The sequence below is a fragment of the Marinobacter daqiaonensis genome (genome assembly GCF_900115285.1).
Taxonomy (GTDB): Bacteria; Pseudomonadota; Gammaproteobacteria; order Pseudomonadales; family Oleiphilaceae; genus Marinobacter; species Marinobacter daqiaonensis.
Genome location: NZ_FOYW01000004.1, coordinates 86,936 through 112,094, shown reverse-complemented (window position 1 = coordinate 112,094; position 25,159 = coordinate 86,936). Strand labels below are relative to the sequence as shown.

The 25,159-nt window shown below is 58.7% G+C and carries 20 protein-coding genes; 8 read left to right on the top strand and 12 right to left on the bottom strand.

Features of this window, described 5'->3' with window-relative positions:
• Positions 1 to 22: 22 nt before the first annotated feature.
• The 7 genes from aroB to BM346_RS17450 form a co-directional block, all read right to left on the bottom strand.
• Positions 23 to 1,111, bottom strand: coding sequence for a 3-dehydroquinate synthase (gene aroB / locus BM346_RS17480; protein ID WP_092016382.1), 1,089 nt, complete (start codon positions 1,109 to 1,111; stop codon positions 23 to 25).
• Positions 1,104 to 1,670, bottom strand: a complete 567-nt coding sequence (gene aroK / locus BM346_RS17475) for a shikimate kinase AroK (protein WP_092016380.1) — start codon at positions 1,668 to 1,670, stop codon at positions 1,104 to 1,106. The genes aroB and aroK overlap by 8 nt, the downstream gene beginning before the upstream one ends.
• 93 nt (positions 1,671 to 1,763) lie before the next feature.
• On the bottom strand, positions 1,764 to 3,854 hold the full coding sequence (gene pilQ / locus BM346_RS17470) for a type IV pilus secretin PilQ (protein WP_227663030.1): 2,091 nt from the start codon (positions 3,852 to 3,854) through the stop codon (positions 1,764 to 1,766).
• A 66-nt stretch (positions 3,855 to 3,920) separates the two neighbouring features.
• The gene (locus BM346_RS17465) at positions 3,921 to 4,466 is read right to left on the bottom strand and encodes a pilus assembly protein PilP (protein ID WP_092016375.1); all 546 of its coding nucleotides are present in this window, start codon (positions 4,464 to 4,466) and stop codon (positions 3,921 to 3,923) included.
• Between the two features lie 2 nt (positions 4,467 to 4,468).
• Positions 4,469 to 5,080, bottom strand: coding sequence for a type IV pilus inner membrane component PilO (locus BM346_RS17460; RefSeq protein ID WP_092016372.1), 612 nt, complete (start codon positions 5,078 to 5,080; stop codon positions 4,469 to 4,471).
• Positions 5,077 to 5,643: a PilN domain-containing protein gene (locus tag BM346_RS17455; protein ID WP_092016369.1), complete on the bottom strand. Its 567-nt coding sequence runs from the start codon at positions 5,641 to 5,643 to the stop codon at positions 5,077 to 5,079. The genes BM346_RS17460 and BM346_RS17455 overlap by 4 nt, the downstream gene beginning before the upstream one ends.
• Positions 5,643 to 6,707 carry a pilus assembly protein PilM gene (locus BM346_RS17450; protein WP_092016366.1) on the bottom strand — a complete coding sequence of 355 codons (1,065 nt, stop codon included), beginning with the start codon at positions 6,705 to 6,707 and terminating at the stop codon, positions 5,643 to 5,645. The genes BM346_RS17455 and BM346_RS17450 overlap by 1 nt, the downstream gene beginning before the upstream one ends.
• A 279-nt stretch (positions 6,708 to 6,986) precedes the next feature.
• Here BM346_RS17450 and BM346_RS17445 point away from each other — a divergent pair, with 279 nt between their 5' ends.
• Positions 6,987 to 9,467 carry a penicillin-binding protein 1A gene (locus tag BM346_RS17445; RefSeq protein WP_406812911.1) on the top strand — a complete coding sequence of 827 codons (2,481 nt, stop codon included), beginning with the start codon at positions 6,987 to 6,989 and terminating at the stop codon, positions 9,465 to 9,467.
• A 105-nt stretch (positions 9,468 to 9,572) separates the two neighbouring features.
• Here the strand turns inward: BM346_RS17445 and BM346_RS17440 are convergent, their stop codons facing one another.
• Both BM346_RS17440 and rpmE read right to left on the bottom strand, forming a co-directional pair.
• On the bottom strand, positions 9,573 to 10,838 hold the full coding sequence (locus BM346_RS17440) for a malic enzyme-like NAD(P)-binding protein (protein WP_092016358.1): 1,266 nt from the start codon (positions 10,836 to 10,838) through the stop codon (positions 9,573 to 9,575).
• 292 nt (positions 10,839 to 11,130) lie between these two features.
• Positions 11,131 to 11,352, bottom strand: a complete 222-nt coding sequence (gene rpmE / locus BM346_RS17435) for a 50S ribosomal protein L31 (protein ID WP_092016551.1) — start codon at positions 11,350 to 11,352, stop codon at positions 11,131 to 11,133.
• A gap of 224 nt (positions 11,353 to 11,576) precedes the next feature.
• On the opposite strand from rpmE, the gene BM346_RS17430 reads away from it, so the two are divergent.
• The 7 genes from BM346_RS17430 (at position 11,577) to BM346_RS17400 (ending at position 20,778) form a co-directional block, all read left to right on the top strand.
• On the top strand, positions 11,577 to 13,751 hold the full coding sequence (locus tag BM346_RS17430) for a primosomal protein N' (RefSeq protein WP_227663031.1): 2,175 nt from the start codon (positions 11,577 to 11,579) through the stop codon (positions 13,749 to 13,751).
• A 221-nt stretch (positions 13,752 to 13,972) separates the two neighbouring features.
• Positions 13,973 to 15,841: an Ig-like domain-containing protein gene (locus tag BM346_RS17425; RefSeq protein ID WP_092016352.1), complete on the top strand. Its 1,869-nt coding sequence runs from the start codon at positions 13,973 to 13,975 to the stop codon at positions 15,839 to 15,841.
• Positions 15,842 to 16,004: 163 nt separating this feature from the next.
• Positions 16,005 to 17,693: an arginine--tRNA ligase gene (gene argS / locus BM346_RS17420; RefSeq protein ID WP_092016349.1), complete on the top strand. Its 1,689-nt coding sequence runs from the start codon at positions 16,005 to 16,007 to the stop codon at positions 17,691 to 17,693.
• A gap of 171 nt (positions 17,694 to 17,864) precedes the next feature.
• Positions 17,865 to 18,380: an SPOR domain-containing protein gene (locus tag BM346_RS17415; protein ID WP_227663032.1), complete on the top strand. Its 516-nt coding sequence runs from the start codon at positions 17,865 to 17,867 to the stop codon at positions 18,378 to 18,380.
• Positions 18,381 to 18,470: 90 nt separating this feature from the next.
• The gene (gene hslV / locus BM346_RS17410; RefSeq protein ID WP_092016344.1) at positions 18,471 to 19,001 is read left to right on the top strand and encodes an ATP-dependent protease subunit HslV; all 531 of its coding nucleotides are present in this window, start codon (positions 18,471 to 18,473) and stop codon (positions 18,999 to 19,001) included.
• 13 nt (positions 19,002 to 19,014) lie between these two features.
• On the top strand, positions 19,015 to 20,343 hold the full coding sequence (gene hslU, locus BM346_RS17405) for an ATP-dependent protease ATPase subunit HslU (RefSeq protein ID WP_092016341.1): 1,329 nt from the start codon (positions 19,015 to 19,017) through the stop codon (positions 20,341 to 20,343).
• Between the two features lie 84 nt (positions 20,344 to 20,427).
• Entirely contained in the window at positions 20,428 to 20,778 is a 351-nt protein-coding gene (locus BM346_RS17400; protein WP_092016338.1) for a gamma-butyrobetaine hydroxylase family protein, read from the top strand.
• Positions 20,779 to 20,824: 46 nt separating this feature from the next.
• Here BM346_RS17400 and BM346_RS17395 read toward each other — a convergent pair whose 3' ends face one another.
• The 3 genes from BM346_RS17395 to BM346_RS17385 all read right to left on the bottom strand — a co-directional run bounded on the left by BM346_RS17395 (position 20,825) and on the right by BM346_RS17385 (position 25,036).
• Positions 20,825 to 22,069 (bottom strand): patatin-like phospholipase family protein, encoded by a 1,245-nt coding sequence (locus tag BM346_RS17395; RefSeq protein WP_092016336.1) that lies wholly within the window; start codon positions 22,067 to 22,069, stop codon positions 20,825 to 20,827.
• Between the two features lie 90 nt (positions 22,070 to 22,159).
• Positions 22,160 to 24,469, bottom strand: coding sequence for a phosphoenolpyruvate--protein phosphotransferase (gene ptsP, locus BM346_RS17390; RefSeq protein WP_092016333.1), 2,310 nt, complete (start codon positions 24,467 to 24,469; stop codon positions 22,160 to 22,162).
• Between the two features lie 54 nt (positions 24,470 to 24,523).
• Complete coding sequence (locus BM346_RS17385; RefSeq protein WP_092016331.1) at positions 24,524 to 25,036, bottom strand: RNA pyrophosphohydrolase; 513 nt, start codon at positions 25,034 to 25,036, stop codon at positions 24,524 to 24,526.
• Between the last annotated feature and the right edge of the window lie 123 nt (positions 25,037 to 25,159).

Here is a 25,159-nt window from a genome sequence, read left to right as displayed (position 1 = left end):
CGTCTCCTGTGCCGGAACAACCTCACTTACAGAACGCTTCCAGTGTTGACATCAATTCTGACTGAGGGAAATCCGCTGTTACCTCGGCATCACCGAGGGAACGCAGGAGCACCAGGCGAAGATTGCCATCCACATTCTTCTTATCCACCGCCATCAAATCCAGAAAATTCCGGGGCGTCATGCCCTCAGGGGCCCGCATAGGTAACTCCGCAGCGGCCACAATGGACTCCACCCGACGGTATTCCTCCTCGGTGAGGGTGCCCAGTCGAAGGGAAAGGTGGGCTGCCATCACCATACCTGCGCCAACGGCTTCGCCATGAAGCCAGTTACCGTAGCCCGCATGGGTCTCAATGGCGTGGCCAAAGGTATGGCCAAGGTTGAGAATTGCACGCAGCCCCCCTTCCCGTTCGTCCTTGGCCACCACATCGGCTTTACAGCGGCAGGAGCGATAGATGGCCTCGGTCAGCGCTCTCGCATCGAGCGCTTTCAATGCGCCAATGTTCTCTTCCAGCCAGCCAATAAACTCCCGGTCCTGGATAAATCCGTATTTGATGACTTCCGCAAGGCCCGCGGAGACTTCACGAGCCGGGAGGGTCTTCAGGGTGTCGGTATCAATGAGAACGCAACCTGGCTGATGGAAGGCCCCGATCATGTTCTTGCCGAGCGGATGATTGATGCCGGTCTTGCCCCCCACTGAAGAATCCACCTGGGCCAGTAACGTGGTGGGGATCTGGATAAAACCAACCCCCCGCTGATAACAGGCAGCCGCAAAACCGGTCATATCGCCGACCACGCCCCCGCCCAACGCCACCAGCGTAGTCTTTCGTGAATGCCGTTTTTCGAGCAACGCATCGAAAATCCGGTTCAGGACCTCCCAGTTCTTGTGGACCTCGCCGTCCGGCAATATGACCTCATCTACCTGGCAGCCGGGAAAACTCTGCTTGGCGCTTTCCAGGTACAGGGGCGCCACCGTCGTGTTGGTGACGATCATGATCTGCCTGCCGGAAACGAACGGTGTCAGATCGCGGTGCCCAAGTAATCCCTTGCCAATAAGAATGGGATAGGCGCGCTCTTCCAACTCCACCCGGAGTTCCCGAAACACTTCAGGCATGATTTCTATCCTCTTTGTTCACTTTGCGACGCTGCCTTGGTGTTCGGGGGTTCAGACGGTTTATGATCTGGCGTACCACCAGCCTCGGGCTCTTCCGGTCTGTCTGCATTACTACGTCGGCCAGTTCGGTATAGATGGGGTCCCGTAACTCGAACAGCCGACGTAACACACCCTCGGGATCCTCGTTCTGAAGCAGCGGCCGATTGCGGTCTTTGCGTGTACGTTCGATCTGCTGCTCCAGGGAGGCTTTGAGGTAGACCACTATGGCATCGTGTTTCAGCCAGGGCAGGTTCTCCTGCTTCATCACCGCACCGCCACCAGTTGCCAGCACCGAGGCACCCGTGTCCGCCAGCTCCCGGATCATTGCCGACTCCCGCTGACGAAAGCCCTCTTCACCCTCAACGTCAAAAATCCAGGGAATGTCCGCCCCGCAACGCTCCTCGATCATACGATCCGTATCCAGAAAACGGTATCCGAGCTCCCTGGCAAGATGGCGTCCGATAGTGCTTTTCCCGGCTCCCATGGGGCCAACCAGCACAATTCGTTTTGGTAACGGCATTGTTACGCTCCCGACTCTACAGGCCGCTGAGGATACCACAAACGCAAAAAAGCCGCCGGTGTCACGCGGCGGCTTTTTCAGCTTGGAACCGGGTCAGTTGACCAGATCCCCCCGCATGATCTTCGGTGTGATGAAAATCAGCAGTTCACTGCGCTCGTCGATATTGTTGGTGCGACGGAACAGTGCGCCCACGTACGGGATGTCACCCAGGAAGGGAGTCTTTGTAATGGTCGTGGAGACCTCCGACTGGAAGATGCCGCCGAGTACCACGGTTTCTCCATTGCCCACCAGTACCTGGGTAGTCACTTCGTTGGTGTTGATGCTCGGGATACCAGCGGTTTCCTGACCACGGGAATCCTGGCTCACGCGCAGATCCATGATGATCTTGTTGTCCGGCGTAATCTGGGGGGTAACTTCCAGAGACAGGACCGCTTCCTTGAAAGAGACCGAGGTGGCACCACTGGAGGACGCCTCCTGATACGGGATTTCCTCACCGGACTTGATGGTGGCGGTTTGCCGGTCGGCCGTGACAACACGTGGTTGCGACACAAGCTCCGCCTTGCCATCGCTTTCCAGGGCGGACAGCTCCAGGTCCACCAGGAAGTCGGAGCTGCCCCAGCCGATGGCAAAGGATGATGCGCCGTCACCGGTTACGCCCAGATCCACCGATAGTGCGTCCGGGAAATTGATGACACCACTGCCTCCGGCCGCCGCATCACGGGCCTCCTGAAGGGTTCCAAGACTGCCACCCACGGTGAAAACATCGTCACCGCTGACGTCGTAGGCGGCGCCACCCCAGCGAATGCCGAGACTTTCCGCCACATTGGTCTGGGCACGCACAATCCGGGCCTCGATGGACACCTGGCGCACCGCAATATCCCAGGTATTGACCAGACGACGGATCTCTTCCAGCTTCTCAGAGGTTTCACGAACACTGATGGTGTTGGTGCGATCGTCGGACGAAATAAATCCACGGTCGGATATCAGTTCCTCGTCCGCCCGGATCAGCTCGACGATATCTGACGCTTTCGCGTAGTTGACCTGGATAATTTCCAGGCGAACCGGCGCAAGCTCGGCGATCTGCTTGCTGGTTTCGAGCTCGAGGCGCTCCCGGGCAGCGATTTCCTCGGCGGGAGCCACCAGCAGAACGTTACCGATCTGGCGCTTGTCCAGGCCCTTGGTCTTGAGAATCAGGTCGAGGGCCTGATCCCAGGGAACGTTCTGCAGGCGCAAGGTGATGCTGCCGGATACGGTGTCACTGGCCACCAGGTTCAGACCGGTAAAATCGGCAATCAGCTGAAGAACGGAGCGGACTTCAATATCCTGGAAGTTCAGAGACAGCTTGTCGCCGGTGTAGGGGAACTTCTCCTCGCGGCGGCGCTCAGCCTCCTCTTCAGTCAGCGGCTCTACACTGACGGTAAACTGATCTCCGGCCTGGTACGCCAGGTAGTCATAGGCACCCTCGGGATGAATCTCGACAATTGCGTCACCGCCCTCCGTGTAGGTATCGATGCGGGTTACCGGCGTCGCGAAATCAGTCACATCCAATCGACGACGAAGCTCGGATGGCACCTGGGTGTCGTCCATTACCAGGCGGATGCGACCCCCGAGTTCACTCAACGCCACCGGTACACGGCTATTGGACAGGTCGATGATGATTCGGCCTTCGCCATCGGTCCCACGGCGGAAATCGATGCCTGCGATGGCATCGCCGGAAACCGATGAGGAAGAGGCTGCGCCAGAGCGGGAAGAGCCAGAAGTCGCGGACCTGCCAGAGGCTGAGGACACATCAGCCACGCTGGCATCCCCGTCACCAATGGTGATCACCAGCTGATTTCCTTCGCGCCGGGTTTCGTACTGGGCCAATTCCACCAGATTAAAGATAAGCCGGGTTCTGTCCTTGGTTTCGACCACTGTCATGCTCTGGGTGTTGCCACCGCCCAGAGACATATTGCGACTGTCGAGGGCACTGTCTGTATCCCTCAGGTCAATCGCAATCCGGGCGGGCCTTTCAATGGTGTAGCCCGTGGGCTCTGGAGGTACGCCATCGAAACTCAGCACTACTTCGGTGCGGTCGCCAGAGAGCGAGGAGAACTCCACGTCCTGAAGCGTTGCCGCATTGGCCAGACTGGCTGTCATTGCCAGTGTCGCCGCGCTCATCCATACCGTGAATTTTCTGAACATCGCTAGCCTCGACCCCAAAACTTGTTGTACTTGCGCGTTTCTGTGTTTGTTCATGCCTGCCGCTCCCTAGCCTTCTTCTTCCAGGGACAGGGTTCGGGGCCTCTCAACCCATCCCCCCTGGCCGTTGGGTACAATTTCCAGCAGTTCCACCCTGGTCTCACTGATTCCAATGATGCGGCCATAGTTATTGCCCATGTAGTTGCCTCGACGCACTCGATGGATTCCCCCATCCGGGTCTTCGATCAGGGCAAACAGGTTGCCTTCGGCGCTGGCGAGTGTCCCGACCATCTCAAGTTCGGTCAACCCGTAGTTTTCAAGCACCTCGCGGGGGCGATCAAGGTCCGGCTCAACGGTGCTTTCCGGGGCCTGGTCGACCATGGTCAACTGGACATCAATCGGGGGCTCGAAGGGCGACCGACGGTCCGCCGCCGAGTAGGTGAAAGCCTCATAAGCCTTGAACTCGGGCAAGGGTTCCACATGTCCCCGGGGCTTGGCCCGTGTTTCCTCCATGAAACGGTCCAGATCCGAAAAACCGGTGTCCTGGGTGCAGCCAGCCAGAGCGGAAACCAGGAAGGCTGCCAGAGAGGCTTTGAATGCATGCTGTCGTGCCATGATCACTCTCCATCCCGGTAGCGGTAGGTTTTTGCGACGACCTGCATATCGAGCTGATCCGCATTATCGCTGCGTGGTTTGATGGAAAAATCATGCAGCGTCACAATCCGCGGAAGGCCGGCAACGCTGCTGACGAACGAAGCCAGCTCATGGTAGGAGCCACTTACCTGGATATTGATGGGCAACTCCACGTAAAAATCGCGGCGCTGCTCACTCTGCAACTGGATTTCCTGCAATGACAAACCACTTCCCAGGGCGGTGTTGGTGATATCCTCCAGCAGGCCCGGCACCTCTGTGTCGCTGGGCAACTGGCGCACCAGAGCGCCGAAGGTCTCTTCCATTTCCGCCATCTGCTGCTTGAAGACTTCCAGGTTCGCCACCTGATAAGCCTTGCGCTCATATTCCTGGCGCAACTCGGCCTCCTGGCGCTCGACCCGCTCAAGCTGGGCATACTGGTCCTTGATAAAGAACCAGTATCCGCCACCCACAATCAGGCCAACGACGATCAACACCACGATAAACTTGACGGGTGCCGGCCAGATACCGGCATTGTTGACATCAAGGTCATTGATGTCGAATTCATTCAGGCTTTTGAGAGAGTCCGACAGGCTCACTGGTTGCTCTCCTCTTCCGGCTCCGGTGTGGTCTGACTCACCGACATGTTAAATTCGCTGTAGCCGGCCCGCTGACTGTCCGCGGCGGCCACATTGTTCAGATTGGGATTACTGAACCAGTCGGATCCCTCGAAGTTCCGCATCAACGTAGAGATACGGCTGTTGGATTCCGCCATACCGACAATACTCAGCGTTTCTCCTTTTTTGCCCAGATCCTTGTAAAACAGGCCTTCCGGCAGGGTTCGCACCAATTCATCAAATACCCGCACGATGACCGGTCGCTTGCCCTGCAAATCCTGGATCACCTCCATGCGGGCCAGCAGTTCTTCGCGCCGCTTGCGCAGCTCCTCGATTTCCCGGATCTGGCTGTCCAGTTGTTTCGAGGCTGCCTCGATATAACTGTTGCGGGATTCCTGGTAGGCGATGCGGTTGTCCATGTCGGTCTTCCACAGAAAGACCAGCCCCGCGGCCACAATGGCTGCGCCCAGCAGGGTCGCAACGAAACGTTTCTGCTTCTCTGCCCTGAGCTCTTCCCGCCAGGGTCTGAGGTTGATTTTTGCCATCAGTCGAAGCTCCTCATTGCCAGTCCGCAGGCAATCATCAGTGAGGGTGCGTCATTGGCCAGAGCCGATGCGTTGACCCGGGAGCCTACTGCCATCTCAGAAAAAGGATTGGCGACAATCGTCGTGGTCGCCGCCTTCTCCTCCACCATTTCCGCCAGCCCCTGTATCGAGGCTGTACCGCCGGCGAGGAGAACGTAATCCACCGCGTTGTACTGGCTCGCTCCGAAAAAGAACTGGAGCGCCCGGGCGACCTGCTGCACCACTGCCTCACGGAAGGGCTCAAGCACTTCCGCCTCGTAGTCGTCAGGCAAGCCTCCCTGCTTCTTGGCGAGACCGGCCTCTTCCACTGACAGACCATAACGGCGCTGGATTTCCTCGGTCAGTTGCTTGCCGCCGAAGATCTGCTCCCGGGTGTACACGGTCTTGCCCCCCGCCAGCACACTGAGGGTCGTCATGGTGGCGCCTATATCAACGATGGCCACGACGAGTTCCTCGCCATGAGAGTCCAACTGCGGTTCGATAAGCGAATAGGCGCGTTCCAGCGCATAGGCCTCAACGTCCACGATCTTGGCTGTCAGGCCGGCAATTTCCAGCGCATCCTCGCGAATGTCGACGTTCTCCTTACGGCAGGCAGCAAGCAGAACATCGACCTGATCGGGGTTGGAATCGGAGGGTCCCTGAACCTCGAAGTCGATGGCGACCTCATCAAGCGGATAGGGAATGTATTGATCGGCCTCAAGCGCTATCTGGTCTTCCATCTCAAACTCGTTGAGACCGGAATTCATCTGAATGACCTTGGTAATGACAGCCGACCCGGAAACCGCAACCGCGGCCTGCTTTACACCAGTACGGGCCTTGCCGACGACACGTTTAATGGCGTCGCCAACCGCTTCGACGTCGGTAACATTCTTTTCAACCACAGCGTTTGCCGGCAGCGGCTCCACGGCATGACTTTCAACCTTGAACCGACTGCCTTGCTTAGAGAGTTCCAGTAACTTGACCGAGCTTGAACTGATGTCCACACCCAGAACCGTACTGGATTTTTTTCCTGGTAATCCGAACACGCGCTCACCCTATACCTGGACAACCTTTCGCCTGACGACGCCAGACTCCAGCCAAAACCCTGGCCTGACTGCTATTACGCCCTGATTCTTCCAGTACTGCGTAGCAGTTCCCTGTATATAATTTTTATGTAAGAGAATTTCTGTCTTTTTGTGTCTACAATGCCCTCTCATTGTTTTTGAGAGGTTGCGAACTTCAGGCTGCCGAATCAGTCTCACACCTAAAGCGATTTCTCAAATGATAGCCATATATCCAATAGTTGTCAGAAAAAAATGTCCCGACTGATTACAGCATCACGCTTCTTTCTCTGGCTGGCCATTCTGGGGGTCAGTTGCGCCATGCTCATTGCCGCTGGCTTCTATCTCCACCTTCGGCCCGGCCTTCCACCGGTGCACCAGTTACTCGATACCCGCCTGCAGACGCCACTGAGGATCTACACTTCAGATGACGCATTAATAGCAGAATTCGGGGAAAAGAGAAGGACGCCTGTCACAATCGACCAAATCCCCGAACGCCAGCTCCAGGCCTTCCTCGCGGCAGAAGACTCACGCTTCTACGAGCATTTCGGCGTGGACATCATCGGCCTGACCCGGGCCGCCGTGGAGCTGGCCTCCACCGGTGAAATCCAATCCGGTGGCAGCACCATCACCATGCAGGTTGCCAAGAACTATTTTCTCACCCGTGACCGGACTTTCGCCCGCAAATTCAACGAGATTCTCCTGGCCCTCCAGATCGAACAGGAACTCACCAAGCAACAGATTCTTCAGCTGTACCTGAACAAGATTTACCTTGGTAACCGTGCCTATGGTCTGGCGGCAGCAGCCCAAGTCTACTATGGCAAGTCGGTGGAGGATCTTGACCTGGCACAAATGGCCATGCTCGCCGGCCTGCCCAAGGCCCCCTCCGCCTTCAATCCCCTGGCCAACCCGGAGCGGGCCCTAACCCGGCGCAACTGGATCATCGGGCGGATGCTCGACCTCGGGTACATTCAACCCGATGACTACGAGACGGCCATAAACGCACCGCTGACCGCGCACTATAACGCTCCCAAAACCGAAGTAAGCGGGGACTATGTCGCGGAAATGGCCCGTTCCGAAATGGTCGCTCGCTATGGAGAGGCTGCCTATAACGACGGTTTCCGGGTAACACTCACCGTCAAGAGCGAGAACCAGACAGCAGCCACATCAGCGCTGCAGGCAGGCCTTGAAGCATACGACCGCCGCCATGGCTACCGCGGCCCCGTGGACACCTCAGACGTCGTACCCGCGGACGAAGACGCTTACCGGGAGGCCCTGGACAACCACCCCAAGGTGGAAGAACTCTATCCGGTTCTCGTCATTTCGATAGACGAAGACGAACAGAACGCCAAGGTGTATTCCAGGCATCTGGGCGAAGGATTCATACCTTTTGAAGCCATGACCTGGGCTCGTCCATATCGGAGCGTCAACAGTGTGGGCCCCGAGCCAAGCAAGGTCTCGGATGTCCTTTCCGTCGGCGATATTGTGTACGCCCGACGGGAGCCGACTGCGACTGAAGCCGCCCCGTTAACGGAAGACGGTGAGTCAGTCACCGACAGCCTGGCAGCAGAACCCGTACCTGTCATCAAGCCGGTCGCCATGTCCCTGAGCCAGATCCCGGATGTCCAGGGCGCCCTGGTCTCCCTGGATGCCAGAAACGGCGCCATTCTGGCTCTCTCCGGCGGCTACAGCTTCAGCCAGACTAAATACAATCGGGCAACGCAGGCCATGCGCCAGCCCGGATCAATCTTCAAGCCCTTCATTTACCTGGCCGCCCTTGAGCAGGGCATGACACCAGCCACCATCTATAATGATGCCCCTATCGTCCAGGAAACAGAAAGCATGGAGCCAGGATGGCGCCCGAAGAACGCCGGCGGCGAGTTCCGGGGCCCGACCCGTTTACGGGAAGCACTTTATCGGTCCCGCAATCTGGTATCCATCCGATTGCTCCAGGATCTTGGCATCGGCACTACTATCGACTATCTACGCCAGCTCGACATCCCCACGGACCATCTGAACCGGGATCTTTCCCTGGCCCTGGGGAGCGGCTCAATGACCCCTATGGACATGGCCCGGGCATTCGCCGTGGTTGCCAATGGAGGCTACGACGTACACCCATACCTGATACAGTCCATCGAAGACAGCGAAGGCCGGCTGCTTTTTGAGGCCCCACCGGCGATCCTCTGCGACAGTGACTGCGATCAGCTTCGGGAAAGCACGCCAACTGTCGAGGTGGGCTTTCCGGCAATTCGGGTAGCGGAGCGTCTGGCCAATGCACGGGCCGTCTATATTCTCCATTCCATGCTGAAAGATGTCATCAAGCAGGGTACCGGAACCGCGGCCCAGGTATTGGAGAGGGACGATCTTGCTGGCAAAACCGGCACCACAAATGAACAAAAGGATGCCTGGTTCTCCGGCTTCAATCATGAACTCGCCACCACCACGTGGGTCGGCTTCGACCAGCCCGCCACTCTGGGTGCCCGGGAATTCGGCAGCACGGCGGCCCTACCTGTCTGGATCGACTACATGCGCGTCGCCCTCGAGGACATGCCTGCAGCCAACATGGAGCAACCTCCCGGAATCGTTCGCGTGCGCATCGACCCCAATACCGGCGAGCGGGCAAGTCCTGGGCAGGAAAATGCCGTTTTCGAAATTTTCCGCGAGGAGAATCAGCCAGAGGAAAGGGCCAGCAACGGGCTTAGCGGCGACAGCGAGGACGCCAACCTGCCCCGCAACCTGTTCTGATACACAGCGGCGGAACCAGGCCCAAGACATCGCCCCCAGGGGAGCGGGCATAAAAAAACCGACGGTGAAAACCGTCGGTTTTTTTATGGAATGACACGCTGAATATCAGCGAATGTCATCCATGGACTTGAGCGGGTAGTGCTCGGGATAGCCTTTGCGAGCCACTCCCGAGTCCACGGCCGCACGGGCGACTGCCGCCGGCACTACATCCAGCAGCCGGACATCCATCGGCTTGGGAATGATGTACTGCTTACCGAACTCGAATTTGTCCACACCATAGGCCTCGCAGATTTCAGCAGGAACCGGCTCCTTGGCCAGTTCACGGATGGCGTGTACCGCAGCGACCTTCATCTCTTCATTGATCGCCGTGGCGCGGACATCCAGGGCACCACGGAAGATGAACGGGAAGCCAAGCACGTTGTTCACCTGGTTCGGATAGTCGGAACGCCCGGTCGCCATGATCAGATCACTACGCGCCGCCAGGGCCAGCTCCGGCTTGATTTCCGGATCCGGATTGGAGCACGCAAATATGATCGGATTCGGTGCCATCTTGTTCAACTGCTCAACAGAGAACAGGTCGGGGCCGGACAGCCCCAGGAACACATCCGCGCCTTCGATGGCGTCGTCGAGAGTACGACGATCGGTGTCGTTGGCGAACATCGCCTTGTACTGGTTAAGATCATCGCGGCCCGCATGGATCACACCCTTGCGATCCAGCATGAAGATGTTCTCGGAGCGAACACCACAGCTTACCAGCAGCTTCATGCAGGCAATGGCAGCTGCACCGGCACCCAGGCAGACGACTTTGGCTTCCTCGATCTTCTTGCCCTGCAGCTCCAGGGCATTCAGCATGCCCGCCGCGGTTACGATGGCGGTTCCATGCTGATCATCGTGGAAGATGGGCACGCTGCACTTTTCAATCAGGGCACGCTCGATCTCGAAGCATTCGGGTGCCTTGATGTCTTCGAGATTGATGCCGCCAAAGGTGTCAGCAATCCGCTCCACGGTTTCAATGAACGCCTGAGGACTTTCGGAGTTCACCTCAATGTCGAACACGTCGATACCGGCAAAGCGCTTGAACAGTACGCCTTTCCCTTCCATCACCGGCTTGCTGGCCAGCGGGCCGAGATTGCCGAGGCCCAGGATAGCGGTGCCATCGGAGATCACCGCAACAAGGTTGCCCTTGCCGGTGTACTTGTATGCATTCTCGGGGTCCTTTGCGATCTCGCGGACCGGTTCGGCAACCCCGGGGCTGTACGCCAGAGAGAGATCGCGGGAAGTCTGGGTCGGCTTGGTGATTTCAACACTCAGCTTACCCGGCCGCGGCTGGGCGTGATATTCAAGGGCTGCTTCTTTCAGATCTTGAGACATTGCCACTGTTCCGTTTGTCACGTTAAAAAGGGATGGAGATACGTTGCTGCAGACATCCGATCGGCAGTTCTGCCGGCCATTATCCGCATCTCCCTTCTTCATTGTCCGCAGAAGGCCGTATTCCTCGGCCCGATGCGAAATTAGCGCGCCATTATGACCCGAAGCATGCTATCAAACAAGGGCCTGAATACGTATTACCCGCTACACGGTTCCGCCAAAGGCCCACAAAAAAAAGCACCCCGAGGGGTGCTTTTCGATATCGCCCTGCCGGCGTAACGCCGGCAGTCCGGAATCAGCTCTTCTTGCCACCAATGCGGCCACCGAAGCGCTTCTGGAAGCGATCGATCCGACCACCAGTGTCCATCACCTTCTGCTTACCGGTATAAAAGGGGTGACACTGGGAGCACACGTCCAGTTGCAGGTTCTGGCCCACAGTGGAACGGGTCTTGATTACATTACCGCAGCTGCAGGTTGCGGTGATTTCTTCGTACTTCGGGTGAATACCTTCTTTCATGGCGAACCTCTTCCGGGTCATGCCGCCACCCGGTCATCCAGTCCTGAAAGCCGTTTTTCGACGCATTTCAGGGCCTTGATGCCGGGCACCGCATGTTTGAATCCAGTGGACAGACAGGGCACAATCAACCCCGCCTCAAACAGACCGCGCATCTTACTGGCAAATCGCCTTTTTCGCAAGATACGCGTCGCCCGAAACACTTGCCCATCAGGCCCGGAGCCATCGTGAGCCAGACTGTCCGCGTTGCCTTAAACCGTCCTATCCGGCGACTGTTCGACTACTGGGTGCCGGAGGGCAGGCAGCTCTGCCCGGGTCAACGATTGCGGGTCCCCTTTGGCCCCCGCTCCGCTATTGGCCTCGTCGTTGAAACCGGGGTCACGCCACCGCCAGGGCTTGAACTCAAACCAGCGGGCGCTGCCCTGGAGAACTGGCCGGCCCTGCCGCCGGAAACTCTGGAACTCCTCAGCTGGGCCGCGAGCTATTACCAACATCCTCTGGGCGAATGTCTGTTCATGGCGCTGCCTCCGGCCCTGCGTCGCGGCCAACCCGCAGAACTCACGGCTCCCGAAAGCTTCTGGCAGCTGATTGATGTTTCCGGCTCCACCAACCTTCCGGCCAACGCCCACAGACAACGCGAACTCATGGAGCAATTGCGGTTGGCGGAAGGTCCAGTGCCGTGGAGCCAACTCCGACAGCAGGGCTACACAAAGGCGCAACTCCACAGCCTCGGACAAAAAGGACTGGTTCGGGCAGCTGAAAAGCCGGCCGTCAACCAGTTGCCATCAACAACCGAAAGCAACCTGCCGCCGCTGACCGGCGCCCAGCAGGAAGCGTTCCGTGCCCTCCCCCAAGAATGCGGCTTTTCAGCCACACTACTTTATGGAATTACGGGAAGCGGCAAAACCGAACTCTACCTTCATTATTTACAGGACCGTCTCGAAGACGCCGGCCAGGCACTGGTCCTGGTACCGGAAATCAATCTTACGCCCCAGACGGTTGCCCGCTTCCGCCGGTACTTCGGCGGACGTATTGTGGTCTGGCACTCCGCCCTTAACGATCGGGAGCGACTGGAGACCTGGCTCAGGGTCAGAAACGGCGAGCCGGTCATTCTGATCGGAACCCGTTCAGCGGTATTGCTGCCGTTCACCCGGTTGCAGGCCATCATCGTGGACGAGGAGCATGACAGCTCCTATAAGCAGGGAGAGGGATTCCGGTATTCCGCCCGGGACATGGCGGTGTTCCGTGCACAGCGCAACCACTGCCCGGTGATTCTGGGCTCTGCCACGCCTTCGCTTGAATCTCTGCATAACGCCCGGACCGGTAAGTACACAAGGGTGGACCTGACGGAAAGGGCCGGCAATGCGACCGAGCCGACTATCAGCCTGCTCGATATCCGCAGTCGCCCATTGGAAGGAGGCCTCTCCAGGCCGGCGATACAGGCCATTGGCGCGGCCCTGGAAGCGAGGCAGCAGGTCCTGATCTATATCAACCGGCGTGGTTACTCTCCCGTGCTCATGTGTTTCGACTGTGGGCACATCGCTGAATGCCCCCATTGCGATACCCGTCTCACTTACCACCGCCGGGACCGGGCCCTGCGCTGCCACCATTGCGATTACCAGCAACCGGCGTTCCGCCACTGCCCGAAGTGCGACAGCGAGGCCTGTCACCCGGTTGGCCAGGGCACCGAACGGGCGGAGGAGGTCCTCGCGACCGCCTTTCCCGCAACGCCGGTGCTCAGGATTGACCGGGACAGCACACAGCGCAAGGGCAGCATCCAGAGCATCATCTCACAGGTCAACGAGGGCAACCCCTGCATCCTGGTGGGCACTCAGATGGTGGCCAAGGGGCACGACTTTCACAATATCACCCTGGTAGTGGTTATCAATGCTGATGGCGGCCTGTTCAGCGTTGACTTCCGGGCACCGGAACAAATGGTGCAAACCCTGCTCCAGGTGAGTGGACGCGCCGGCCGAGGCAGCCTGCCGGGCAAAGTACTGATCCAGACCTGCCACAGTGACCATCCACTGTTGCAATCGCTGGCGGGGGGGAACTATCTGGCCATGGCGAAACAGCTGCTGACTGAAAGACAGGAGTCCGCCCTTCCCCCGTTCCGGGCCATGGCCATTGTCCGAGCCGAGGCACCATCGATGGAAGAGGCCCTTGGTTTTCTCGACCAGATCCGCCAGCAACTGACCGATGATGCGGTAGAGATATGGGGGCCGCTCCCTGCTGCACTGGCCCGCAAGGCCGACCGCCACCGGGCCCAGCTGATCCTGCAGGCGGACCGGCGGGGTCACCTTAACCGGGTTGTTTCCCGGCTGTGCGCAGATCTGGACTCAAGGCGACTGCCCACGTCATTACGCTGGATCATCGATATTGACCCGCTGGAAACGAGTTGATCCAGCCCACCTCCAGTACACCGCCGCAAAAGTTGATCCACGGCACACCATTACATTTCTTTAAATAATTGGAGCCGTTCCACAATAGCAATCGCCATCGCTATGCTATGATTCCAGCGAGTTAGAAACCAATTTAATGAAAGCCCCGTAACTTTATGATTTGCAAGTAAGGTCTGCGAGGCGTTGTGCATAGTGCTGAAACTGAGACTGGAGAAATAAAAATGTCAGGGAAATTCCTTGCGCGCGCTCTCGCGATGTCGTTGGCGCTGTTTTTGGTAGCTTGTGGGGGTGGCGATGGCAGCACGCCACTTTCGGGGCAACAGGGAGATGGCGGTAGTACCGGAGGCGGCGACGAAGAGGTCCAGGTCGGCACAGTTGATCTGCTTGCGAGCCCGACACAAACCGGAACCTCTAGCGCTTCTGAATCCGAGCTTACGGTTGTGGTCAAGGACAGCAATGGCGTCTTGCTCGAGGGCGTTTCAGTGGATTTCTCTGTCGACAGCAATGCGTCTCTTCGTATTGATCAGGCTGTTACTGACGCGGCGGGGCTTGCTTTTGCGCGAGTAACACCGGGCGATGCCCGTAATCGATCTGCTCTGGTTTCTGTGACAGCTGGCGGAGTGACAGATGAGGTCAGCATCAGCTTTAGCGGAACCGGGATCAGCATTGCTGGTCCATCGTCGGTTTCCTTCGGTGATACGGCCCAATACCGAATTTCTCTGACTGACTCGGAAGGCAATGGCATACCCGACCAGATCATCTCCGTGAGCTCAAGCCTCGGCAATCTTCAGTCAGGTGATGTCCAGACAGGCACCAACGGCGTCATTGAGGTCGCGCTTTCCGCCTCGAGCCGTGCTGGCACCGAGATCGTGACTGCCTCTGCCTATAGCGGACAGAGCGAAGTGTCTGCCTCAAAAGAAGTGACTATCGCGGCGGACAGCTTCACTTTACTTGAGCCCGTGAATGGTCCCGAAATCAACCTGAACACACCGACAGAAATTACACTCGAGTGGCTGGTGGAAAACCAGGCCGTCGCCGATGGTACGCCCGTCAGCTTTTCCACTACTCGCGGAATCCTTGACCCTGCCGATGGAAACGCCTCGACCTCCGGCGGCACCGCCTCCATTCTGGTTTCATCAACTAACGCTGGTCCGGCAACCATTACCGCCCGGGATCCTAGCTCCGGTCTCGAAACAGATCTGCAGGTTGAGTTCGTGGCAACGATTCCGGACGATCTCACACTACAGGCTGAACAAACCCAGCTGGACCTCGGCGAACCAACCGAAATCGTCGCTACGGTCCGAGACGCCAACAATAATCTGGTCAAGAACCAGGAAGTCACCTTCAACATTATTGAAGACGGAAGCGGTGGCTCCCTCTCCCGCAGCACCGCCATCACCGATTCTTCAGGCAAAGCGAAAACCACCTACAACGCGGGCAATGCTGGCAGTGGAAGAAATGGCGTTGAAATTCGCGCCAGTGTTGCGGGCACGATCGAGGACACCCTTTTCCTCACAGTGGCACGACAGGCTCTTCGCCTGGCGATAGGCACCGGCAACACCATTTTTGAACCAGATGATGCCCGTTACCGGAAACCGTTTGTAGCCATTGTCACCGACTCCAACGGTGCACCGGTCGAAAACGCCATCGTTGAATTGAGCGTTCTGCCCACGGGCTACAGGAAGGGACAGTGGATCGTGGTTAACGAAGACTACTGGGCTATCTCACCGAGTCAGCCTATCTTCTGTGCGACGGAGGATACCAACGGTAACGGCGTCCTTGATCAGGGCGAAGACCGCAACTCCAACAACGAACTAGAGCCCACCAACTCTGCAACAACCAGCAGCCCAACCGTCACCACGAGCAGTGATGGGTCAGCTGGATTTGACCTGATCTATCCGCAAAGCCATTGCGCCTGGATTGGTGTCGAGTTGACCGGAACCATAGAAGTCGATGGTACTGAGAGCGTGGAGAGCTCCACCTTTTTCCTCTCATGCTCCGCTGATGATCTCAGCGACCCCGATATTGAGCCACCGGGAGGAACAGAAGGTCTGTTGGGAAGCCAGCAGACCTGCGCAAACCTGGAATGATTTCTGCCCCGGCCTTTGCCGGGGCTTTTTCTTTAGCCCCGAGCACTGTTTGAGTCCCGGGTACCTTTCCGCGATAATACCCCACCTCTGGGACAGGGCCGTCAGGCCCGGTCCCTCGATATTCCAAAGTCGCCACTCCCCGACCAAGGGCAACCAGCACAGCATGAAAGACACCGTCACCGAACTCCTCGGCGCGGCATTGGCCGCCTTACAATCCGAAGGCACGCTGCCCGCGGACCAGACTTTCACCCCCCAGGTGGGTAACACCAAGGACAAGAGCCACGGCGACTATGCCTGCAATATCGCCCTGGTGGCGTCAAAGGCCGCTGGCTGTCCGCCCCGGAAGCTGGCTGAGACCCTGGTGGCGAATCTGCCCGAGAGTCCGGCCGTGGCGAAGGTGGAGATTGCCGGCCCCGGTTTCATCAACTTCTTCATGACCGCCGAGAGTGCTGTCGGCATTGCCGAGGAAATCCTCAGCCAGGGTAAAGCGTTCGGTCGGAACAACGACGGCCAGGGTAAAAAGGTTCAGGTGGAATTCGTTTCCGCTAATCCCACAGGGCCTCTGCATGTGGGCCATGGTCGTGGTGCCGCCATCGGTGACTGTCTCTGCCGGCTGCTGGAAGCAAGTGGCTACGATGTTACCCGGGAGTTCTATTACAACGACGCCGGCGCCCAGATCGACAATCTCGCCCGTTCCGTACAGGCCCGGGTAAAAGGCCTGGGACCGGACGATGCCAGCTGGCCGGGAGATGGCTACCGGGGTGAGTACATCAGGGACGTGGCCGAGGCCTACCTGAAGGGCGAGACCGTGGCTGCGGATGACCGCAAAGTCACGGCAACCGGCGACCCGGAAGACCTCAACGCCATCCGTGACTTCGCTGTTGCCTATCTGCGCCGGGAACAGGATCTGGACCTCAGGGCCTTCGGCGTCGAATTTGACGTCTATTTCCTTGAGTCCTCCCTCTACCTCGAAGGCAAGGTGGAGGCAACGGTCAGGCGTCTGCAGGAAAACGGCTACACCTACGAACAGGACGGGGCAATGTGGCTGCGGACCACGGAATTCGGAGATGACAAGGACCGGGTCATGCGCAAGAAAGACGGTGGCTACACCTATTTCCTGCCAGACGTGGCCTATCACCTGGACAAGTGGCAGCGCGGCTTTGGTACTGTCATCAATGAACAGGGTGCCGACCATCATTCCACGGTGACCCGGGTCCGGGCCGGCCTGCAGGCGCTCAGGGCGGGAATTCCTGAAGGCTGGCCCGACTATGTTCTGCACCAGATGGTCATGGTGACCCGCTCCGGCCAGGAAGTGAAGCTTTCAAAGCGGGCCGGCAGTTACGTCACGGTTCGGGATCTGATCGATGAGGTGGGCCGTGACGCAACGCGGTTTTTCCTGGCCGCCCGGCGGGTGGACTCCCAGCTGACGTTCGACATTGACCTGGCCCGCTCCCAGACCAACGAAAACCCGGTTTACTACATCCAGTACGCCCACGCCCGAATCTGCAGTGTGCTCCGCAAGCTCGCCGAGGAACACGGTATCGTTCGGGAGTATAACGAAGTGGCGGGAGATCTGGCCCGGCTGACCCTTGACGAAGAGAAGGAGCTGGCGAACCAGCTGGCCAGGTATCCGGATCTGTTGCGTAATGCCGTTGCGCAGCGGGAGCCTCACCATCTCACCCACTATTTGCGGGACCTGGCGGGACAGCTTCATACTTACTACAACGCCCACAAGGTCCTTGTGGACGATGCAGAGCTTCGGGATGCGAGGGTGACATTATACCTCGCGGTGCGGCAGGTGATTGCCAACGGCCTGGATCTTCTGGGAATCAGCGCGCCGGAAGAAATGTAGTTCGGCAGGAGAAGCGACGTGTCCAGGGATTACGCCCGCAAGCAGTCTTCCGGAAAGGGGGCGGTTCATCAAGGACCACCAGCGCGGAAATCCGGGGACCGGGCCAACAAAGTCAGAAAACCCCGGCAGCAACCCTCTGCCGGGGCTCGAACCCAAAGCGGAGGTCTGTCTGTGCGCTGGATCCTGTCACTGGCCGCTGTGGGCGGTTTCATCGGATTCATCATCTATCTGAACACCCTGGACCCCACTGGTGCACCCGCCACCGGGCCCCGGCAGGAAGCGCCCGCTGTGACAGCTCCAGCGGGCCCCAAACCCGGCAGGCAGTCCCAGACCGAGGGGGAGGAACCGAAGTTCAGGTTCTACAATATCCTGCCGGACTCAGAGGTGGTACCGCCCACGGTTGAGGAATATAAGCCTTCCCCTGCCACCCAGAATTTCCGTTATGTTGTCCAGGCGGGCTCCTTTCGTGGCGCTGAAGACGCTGAGCGCCAGAGGGCACAGATTGCCTTCCAGGGATTGCGGGCCCAGGTTTCCCGCATCGATATCGAGCAGGGTAACACCTGGTACCGGGTCAATGTCGGGCCTTTCGATACCCGCAGTCAGATGAATTCAGCGGTGGACAAACTGGTGGCGATCAATATCCAGCCGCTGGTACGGAAAATCCCCAGGGAGACCACCACCAACTGATTCCACAAGGGCTGATTTCCGCACCTTGAAATCCGCTCCACCGGCGCCATATATCCGGAAATCAACTCGTTTTTCAGTGATGGAGCCCAAATGACCACGATCCTTTCAGTTCGCCGCGATGACGAGGTCGCCATGGGCGGCGACGGTCAGGTTTCCCTCGGCAACACCGTTATGAAGGGCAACGCCCGCAAGGTTCGCCGCCTGTATGACGGCAAGGTCCTGGCAGGCTTCGCCGGCGGCACCGCCGACGCCTTCACTCTTTTCGAGCGCTTCGAGGCGCAACTGGAGAAGCACCAGGGCAACCTTACAAGGGCAGCGGTCGAGCTGGCCAAGGAGTGGCGAACAGACCGTGCGTTAAGGCGGCTCGAGGCTCTGCTGGCAGTGGCCGACAGGACCGCTTCTCTGATCATCACCGGTAATGGCGACGTCATCGAACCTGAACAGGGCATGATCGCCATCGGGTCCGGTGGCCCCTTCGCTCAGGCTTCCGCAAGGGCCCTTCTGGAAAATACCGAGCTCAGCGCCCACCAGATTGTCGAGAAGGGTCTCGATATCGCCGCGGACATCTGTATCTACACCAACCACAACCGCACGCTAGAAGTGCTGTCAGCCAACGACTGAGACCGGAGCTACCATGTCTGCAATGACTCCCCGTGAAATCGTTCACGAGCTGAATAAACACATCGTTGGCCAGCAGGAAGCCAAGCGTGCCGTCGCCATTGCCCTGCGAAACCGCTGGCGCCGGATGCAGCTGGACAGCACCCTGCGGGATGAAATCACCCCCAAGAACATTCTGATGATCGGTCCCACGGGGGTTGGCAAGACCGAGATTGCCCGTCGCCTGGCCAAGCTGGCTGACGCGCCTTTCCTGAAGGTGGAAGCCACCAAGTTCACCGAGGTGGGTTACGTTGGCCGGGACGTGGAGTCCATCATCCGTGATCTGGCGGACATGGCCATCAAGATGCTCCGGGAAAAAGAAATGAAACGGCACGAGAACCGGGCACTGGATGCCGCCGAAGAACGCATTCTAGACGCACTGCTGCCGCCGCCCCGCAACCTCCGGGAAGACAGCGAGCCAAGGGAGGATTCGTCCACCCGCCAGCTGTTCCGCAAGAAGCTGCGGGAGGGCCAGCTCGACGACAAGGAAATCGAGATCGAGCTCAGAAATACCGGAATGGGCGTAGAGATCATGGCACCTCCCGGCATGGAGGAAATGACCAGCCAGCTCCAGAACATGTTCTCGAACCTTTCCCAGGACCGTCGCAAGACCCGCAAGATGAAGGTGGCGGATGCACTGCGCCAGGTGAAGGAAGAGGAAGCGGCCAAGCTGGTGAATGAGGAGGAGATCAAGCAGAAGGCCATTGAGGCCGTCGAGCAGAACGGTATCGTGTTCATCGATGAGATCGACAAGGTTGCCAAACGCTCCGAGAACACCTCGTCCGATGTCTCCCGGGAGGGCGTTCAGCGTGATCTTCTGCCTCTGATTGAAGGCAGCACGGTGAGCACCAAGTACGGCTCAGTCCGTACCGATCACATCCTGTTTATCGCGTCGGGCGCCTTCCACCTCTCCAAGCCCTCGGACCTGATCCCGGAGCTCCAGGGCCGGTTGCCCATTCGCGTCGAGCTGCAGGCCCTGACGCCGGAGGATTTCCGTCGCATTCTGACTGAACCGGATGCCTCCCTCGTGCAGCAGTACGAAGCACTGATGGGAACGGAAGGCGTTCGTCTCACCTTCAGCGATGACGCCATTTCGCGCCTGGCGGAAGTGGCCTACAAGGTTAACGAAACCACTGAAAATATCGGCGCCCGCCGCCTCCACACCGTACTTGAACGCCTGCTGGAGAGCCTGTCCTTCGATGCCGGGGACAAGGTCACCACCGAGTTCGAAGTGACCGCCGATTACGTGGATGAAAAACTTGGTGATCTGGCCGAGGACGAAGATCTGAGCCGCTACATTCTCTGATCCTGCCGGGCGCCGGGCCTACCGGCGCCTTGGCCCGCAGTGGCAGGCAGTAGGTTAATGAAACAACCAGACGGAATACCAGACATGAGCCTGCGCCCATCCGACATCCGCATCCGGAAGCAAAGCCGGATTCTGCAGCTTGACTACCCTGACGGCACCCGTTGGAACCTGCCCTTTGAGCTGTTAAGAGTCTGGTCGCCCTCTGCGGAGGTACGTGGCCACGGCACGGGACCGGGCACCCTGCAGACCGGAAAGCGGGAGGTGCTGGTGACAGGAGCTGAAACAGTGGGTAATTATGCGCTGAAACTCACCTTCAGCGATGGCCACGATTCGGGTCTTTTTACCTGGGAATACCTCTGGGACCTGGCGCAACAGCAGGAGGCTTACTGGCGCAGGTATCTGGACCGTCTGGAGCAGGAAGGTGGAAGCCGCTGACCATCAGACCCGGCCCTCGGGTGCCTTGTCCGGTTAATTCGCTGACCTACTGGGCTTTCTGAAAGATCTGGCTGACCGTTCCCAGCCCTCGCCCGAACACTCCACGACTTTCCCTGCGTTTGCGCTTCTTTGCGACATAAAGGGGCAGCATCTCCCCGTAGAGCGCCGTGCTTATTCTGCGCTCGGGGTCCTCAAGTACCTCCCGGTTCAACCGGATTCCATGTTTCGCCAGCAGGGGTTCGAGCTGATCTGCCCGGCGTAGCAGGTCGCGGCGGGTCATCTGGTAGGCGTGCTCACAGACCATGCGGCGCGACTGGAAACTGAAAACGTTGGAGAAGAACAGCTTGGCGTCGTCCCGGGTGGGCTCGAACAGGAGCACGTGTCGACCCGGATACTCCTTCGCATACTGGGCAATGCCATTCTGCATGCGGGAATAGACCATGGCCCGATACATCTGGGACAGGAGGTTCGGCATCCCGGAACCCGTGAGCTCTCCGGCATCCATTGTTCCCGCTGATTCCGCTGCCCGGGCATCAATCGGTACCTGGGGATTGATCGCCAGCACCAGATCCGCGCCATGATCGAAGGCTACCGAGGCATGTAACCCCTTTCGCAAGGTGCCGTCCACGCAGTAGCGACCTTCCACCTCGACGGGCATGTAGAGTCCCGGAGAAGCCATGCTGGCCTGGATCGCCTTCGATACCGGAATATGATCCAGGCCCTCATCTCCGAAACAGACCGACTCCGTGGTTTCAACGTCAGCGGCAATCACAAACAGCCGCCGTCGTAGCTTGCGGAAATCGTTGGTCCGACCCGAGGTGGTAAAGGCGCGGGCCAGGTACTCCTCCAGGGCAGAATTGTCGAACAGGCCAGACGGAGCCGCCTGAGCCAGGATGGTCAGGGCTTCCAGGAAGCTCTGGTCATGGGGATTTCGGAGGAAACGGGTCACGGCGCTGGTCAGCAGACCCGGTACCGCCAGAAGCCTGCGGCTCATCTCTTTAAGGGCAGGCCGGTAGAAGACCTCTGGGTGAAAAGGATGAACCTCGGATTCATGGCGAACGAAGATCCGGCAAAGCTGGGCGGTGGTCAACTGGTTGGCCAGGTTAGCGGCCACAAACGCCCCGGCGTTAACGCCGACATAGACTTCCAGGTTATTGAAGTTGAGTCCCTCAAGGGCCTCATCCAGGGCACGCAATGCACCAATCTGGTAAATGCCGCCCAACGGGCCACCGCCACCAAGGGCCAGACCAATGCGGGGTGCGGGGCGAAGCTGAGTAGGTTCGGTGGTCATAGTGCGCTCCGGAAGGCTTTACATCACAAGCTACCAGCTCAGATTAGAATACTCACCCCAATTCCATGTATCTGCCCAAATGAATCGATCCTATTGGGAACTCTCGAACGTGGTGACCGGCACCGTCGTCCGGCCCGGACGAAGGTAGCGTGCGAAGCCGGCATTCCTCAGGGCCAGGTCCACGCAGCTCTTGATCACATGGGGAGAGTCCAGGAGCAGAACATCCTCCAGTAATTGGGCGGCCCATTCCCGACTGACGCTGCGAATCACCGACTTCACCTTGGGCAGGCTGGCGGCATTCATCGACAGGGCATCGTACCCCATGGCCATCAGCAGCAGGGCACCGCCCGGATCTCCGGCCAACTCACCGCAGATGGTGACCGGCTTGCCCACCGAATGAGCATCCTGGGCAATACGCACCAGCGCCTGCAGGACCGCCGGGTGGTAGGAATGGTAAAGCTGGGCTACACGGGGATTGTTCCGGTCAACTGCCAGCAGATACTGGGTCAGGTCATTGGAGCCGACCGAAAGAAAGTCGACCCGCTCCGCCAGCTCCCGCACCTGGTAAACCGCCGCCGGTACCTCGATCATCACCCCGACCCGGGGCATGTTGATCTGATAGCCCTCTTCCCGGACCTCGTGGTATACCCGGTAGATCAGGTGGAGTGACTCTTCCACCTCGGAGATATTGCTGATCATGGGAAGCATGATCTGCAGGTTGTTGAACCCCTCGCTGGCCTTGAGCATGGCCCGCACCTGCACGAGAAAAATTTCCGGATGGTCGAGGCTGATCCGGATACCGCGCCAGCCCAGGAACGGGTTCTCTTCGTTGATCGGGAAATAACTCAGAGCCTTGTCGCCGCCGATGTCCAGTGTCCGCATGGTCACCGGGTTGGGAGCAAAGGCTTCCAGTTGTTCGCGGTAGTATTCCCGCTGTTCCTGCTCGGACGGGAAGCGCTCCTTGATCATGAACGGCACTTCGGTCCGGTAGAGGCCGATACCCTCGGCACCATGGCTCAGGGAGCGGACAACGTCGGTCATCAGGCCGGTATTCACCAGCAGCGACACCCGGTGACCATCGGTAGTAATGCTGGGCTTGTCCCGAAGCGCCTCAAGACCCCGGAACAGCTCAGCCTCTTCGTCGCAGATCTCCTGGTAGAAGGCGCGGAGTTCCGGCGACGGCGAGGCAAAGATCTGGCCTTCGAAACCATCAACGATGAGATCCTTGCCATCAAGCTGGTTCACCGGTATGTCCACCAGCCCCATCACCGTGGGCACGCCCATGGCCCGTGCGAGGATCGCCACATGAGAGTTACTGGAGCCGCGCACGGACACCAACCCTACCAGGCGCCCCCGTGGCACTTCACCAAGCATGGCGGGTGTAATTTCCTCGCTGACCAGCACCGTGCGCTCCGGAAAATTCACCTCCCGGGTATCCCCCTCCTGCAGGTGCGAGAGAATCCGCCGGCCAAGATCCCGGATATCCACCGCGCGTTCGCGAAGATAATGGTCATCCATCATCTCGAAATGCCGCACGTACTGGTTGACCACCTGCTTCAGGGCGCCCTGGGCCCACTGCCCCTCGCCCCGAATACGGTTTGCCACTTCACCCGGAAGGGCATCCTCACCCAGCATTCTGAGATAAACATCAAACAGAGCCTGTTCTTCCGGGCGCAGCTTGTCGGAAAGACGCTCTGCCACCTTCTGGATGTCCTCTCGGACAGCCGTTACCGCTTCGTTGAAGGCAGCCAGTTCATTGTCGGGATCATCAGTGGGCTTTTCCGGAACCGCATCCAGATCGGCGGGGGGAAACACAACCACGCCCGACCCTATGGCGACGCCGGGGGCACCCGGAACACCGCTGAAGGAAACATCCCGGGCCTCCTCACCGGTAAGGGACAGGCCGCTGATAGCTCCCGTTGCCTCGCTATGGGCGATCACTCCCGCCAGCTGGGCCGAGACCGTAACGAGGAAGGCTTCCTCACCCTCATCAAAATTACGGGCAGCCTGGCGCTGCTGCACCACCAGGACCCCGAGAACGCGTCGGTGGTGAATAATCGGTACGCCGAGAAAGGAACGGAAACGCTCTTCTCCCGTTTCCGGAAAATAGCGATAACGGGGGTGGGACGGGGCATCTTCCAGGTTGATGGGCTCCTCCCTGGAACCCACCAGGCCAACCAGGCCCTCGGAATGGGCCAGGCTGACCTTGCCTACGGCTTTCTTGTGCAGACCTTCCGTGGCCATCAGGATATAGCGGTTGGATACCGGGTCCAGCAGATAGACCGAGCACACCTCGGTGTTCATGGCGTCCTGTACCCGCGAAACAATAATGCCCAGGGCCTCGGGCAGATCGCGGGCGCTATTCACTTCCTGAACAATACTTCGCAAGGTACCGAGCATATCGGGTATCAATCCGTCATTGTTGTTGGTCCTGCCGGTGTCCCCTTCGGGACACTATCGCCGCACTTCCTCGGCACGCTGCCACTGATCGACAGTGCTGAACAATCTCGGCGCGAGTTCCCTCAGGGCACGACGGTAAACCTCACGCTTGAAGGACACCACCTGACCCAGCGGGTACCAATAGCTGACCCATTGCCAGCCATCGAATTCCGGAGAGTCGGTACGGTCAACCCGCACTGACTCGTCCGGTGAAAGCATCCTCAGAAGGAACCACTTCTGTTTCTGGCCGACGCAGACGGGATGTGAGTTCTGTCGCACCATGCGCCGTGGCAGGCGGTAACGCAACCACCCACGGGTGCAGCTGATGATTTCCACATCCGATGCGCCCAGTCCGACTTCCTCGGCGAGCTCCCGGTACAGAGCCTGTTCCGGTGACTCATTGTGATTGATGCCACCCTGTGGAAACTGCCAGGAGTCCTGCCCGATCCGTCTTGCCCACAAAACCTCGCCTTTGTGGTTGGCCAGAATGATTCCGACGTTGGGTCTGAAACCGTCTGAATCGATCACGGCACAGTCCTGTCTAAATTTGTTTAAAAATGATTCCCTGGATTCAGGGACTTTTATTCCAAATTGACTCCATTCTTACAGAAAGCCTACCGCTCGGCAAACGAAGCCGGCACTCTTTTCAGC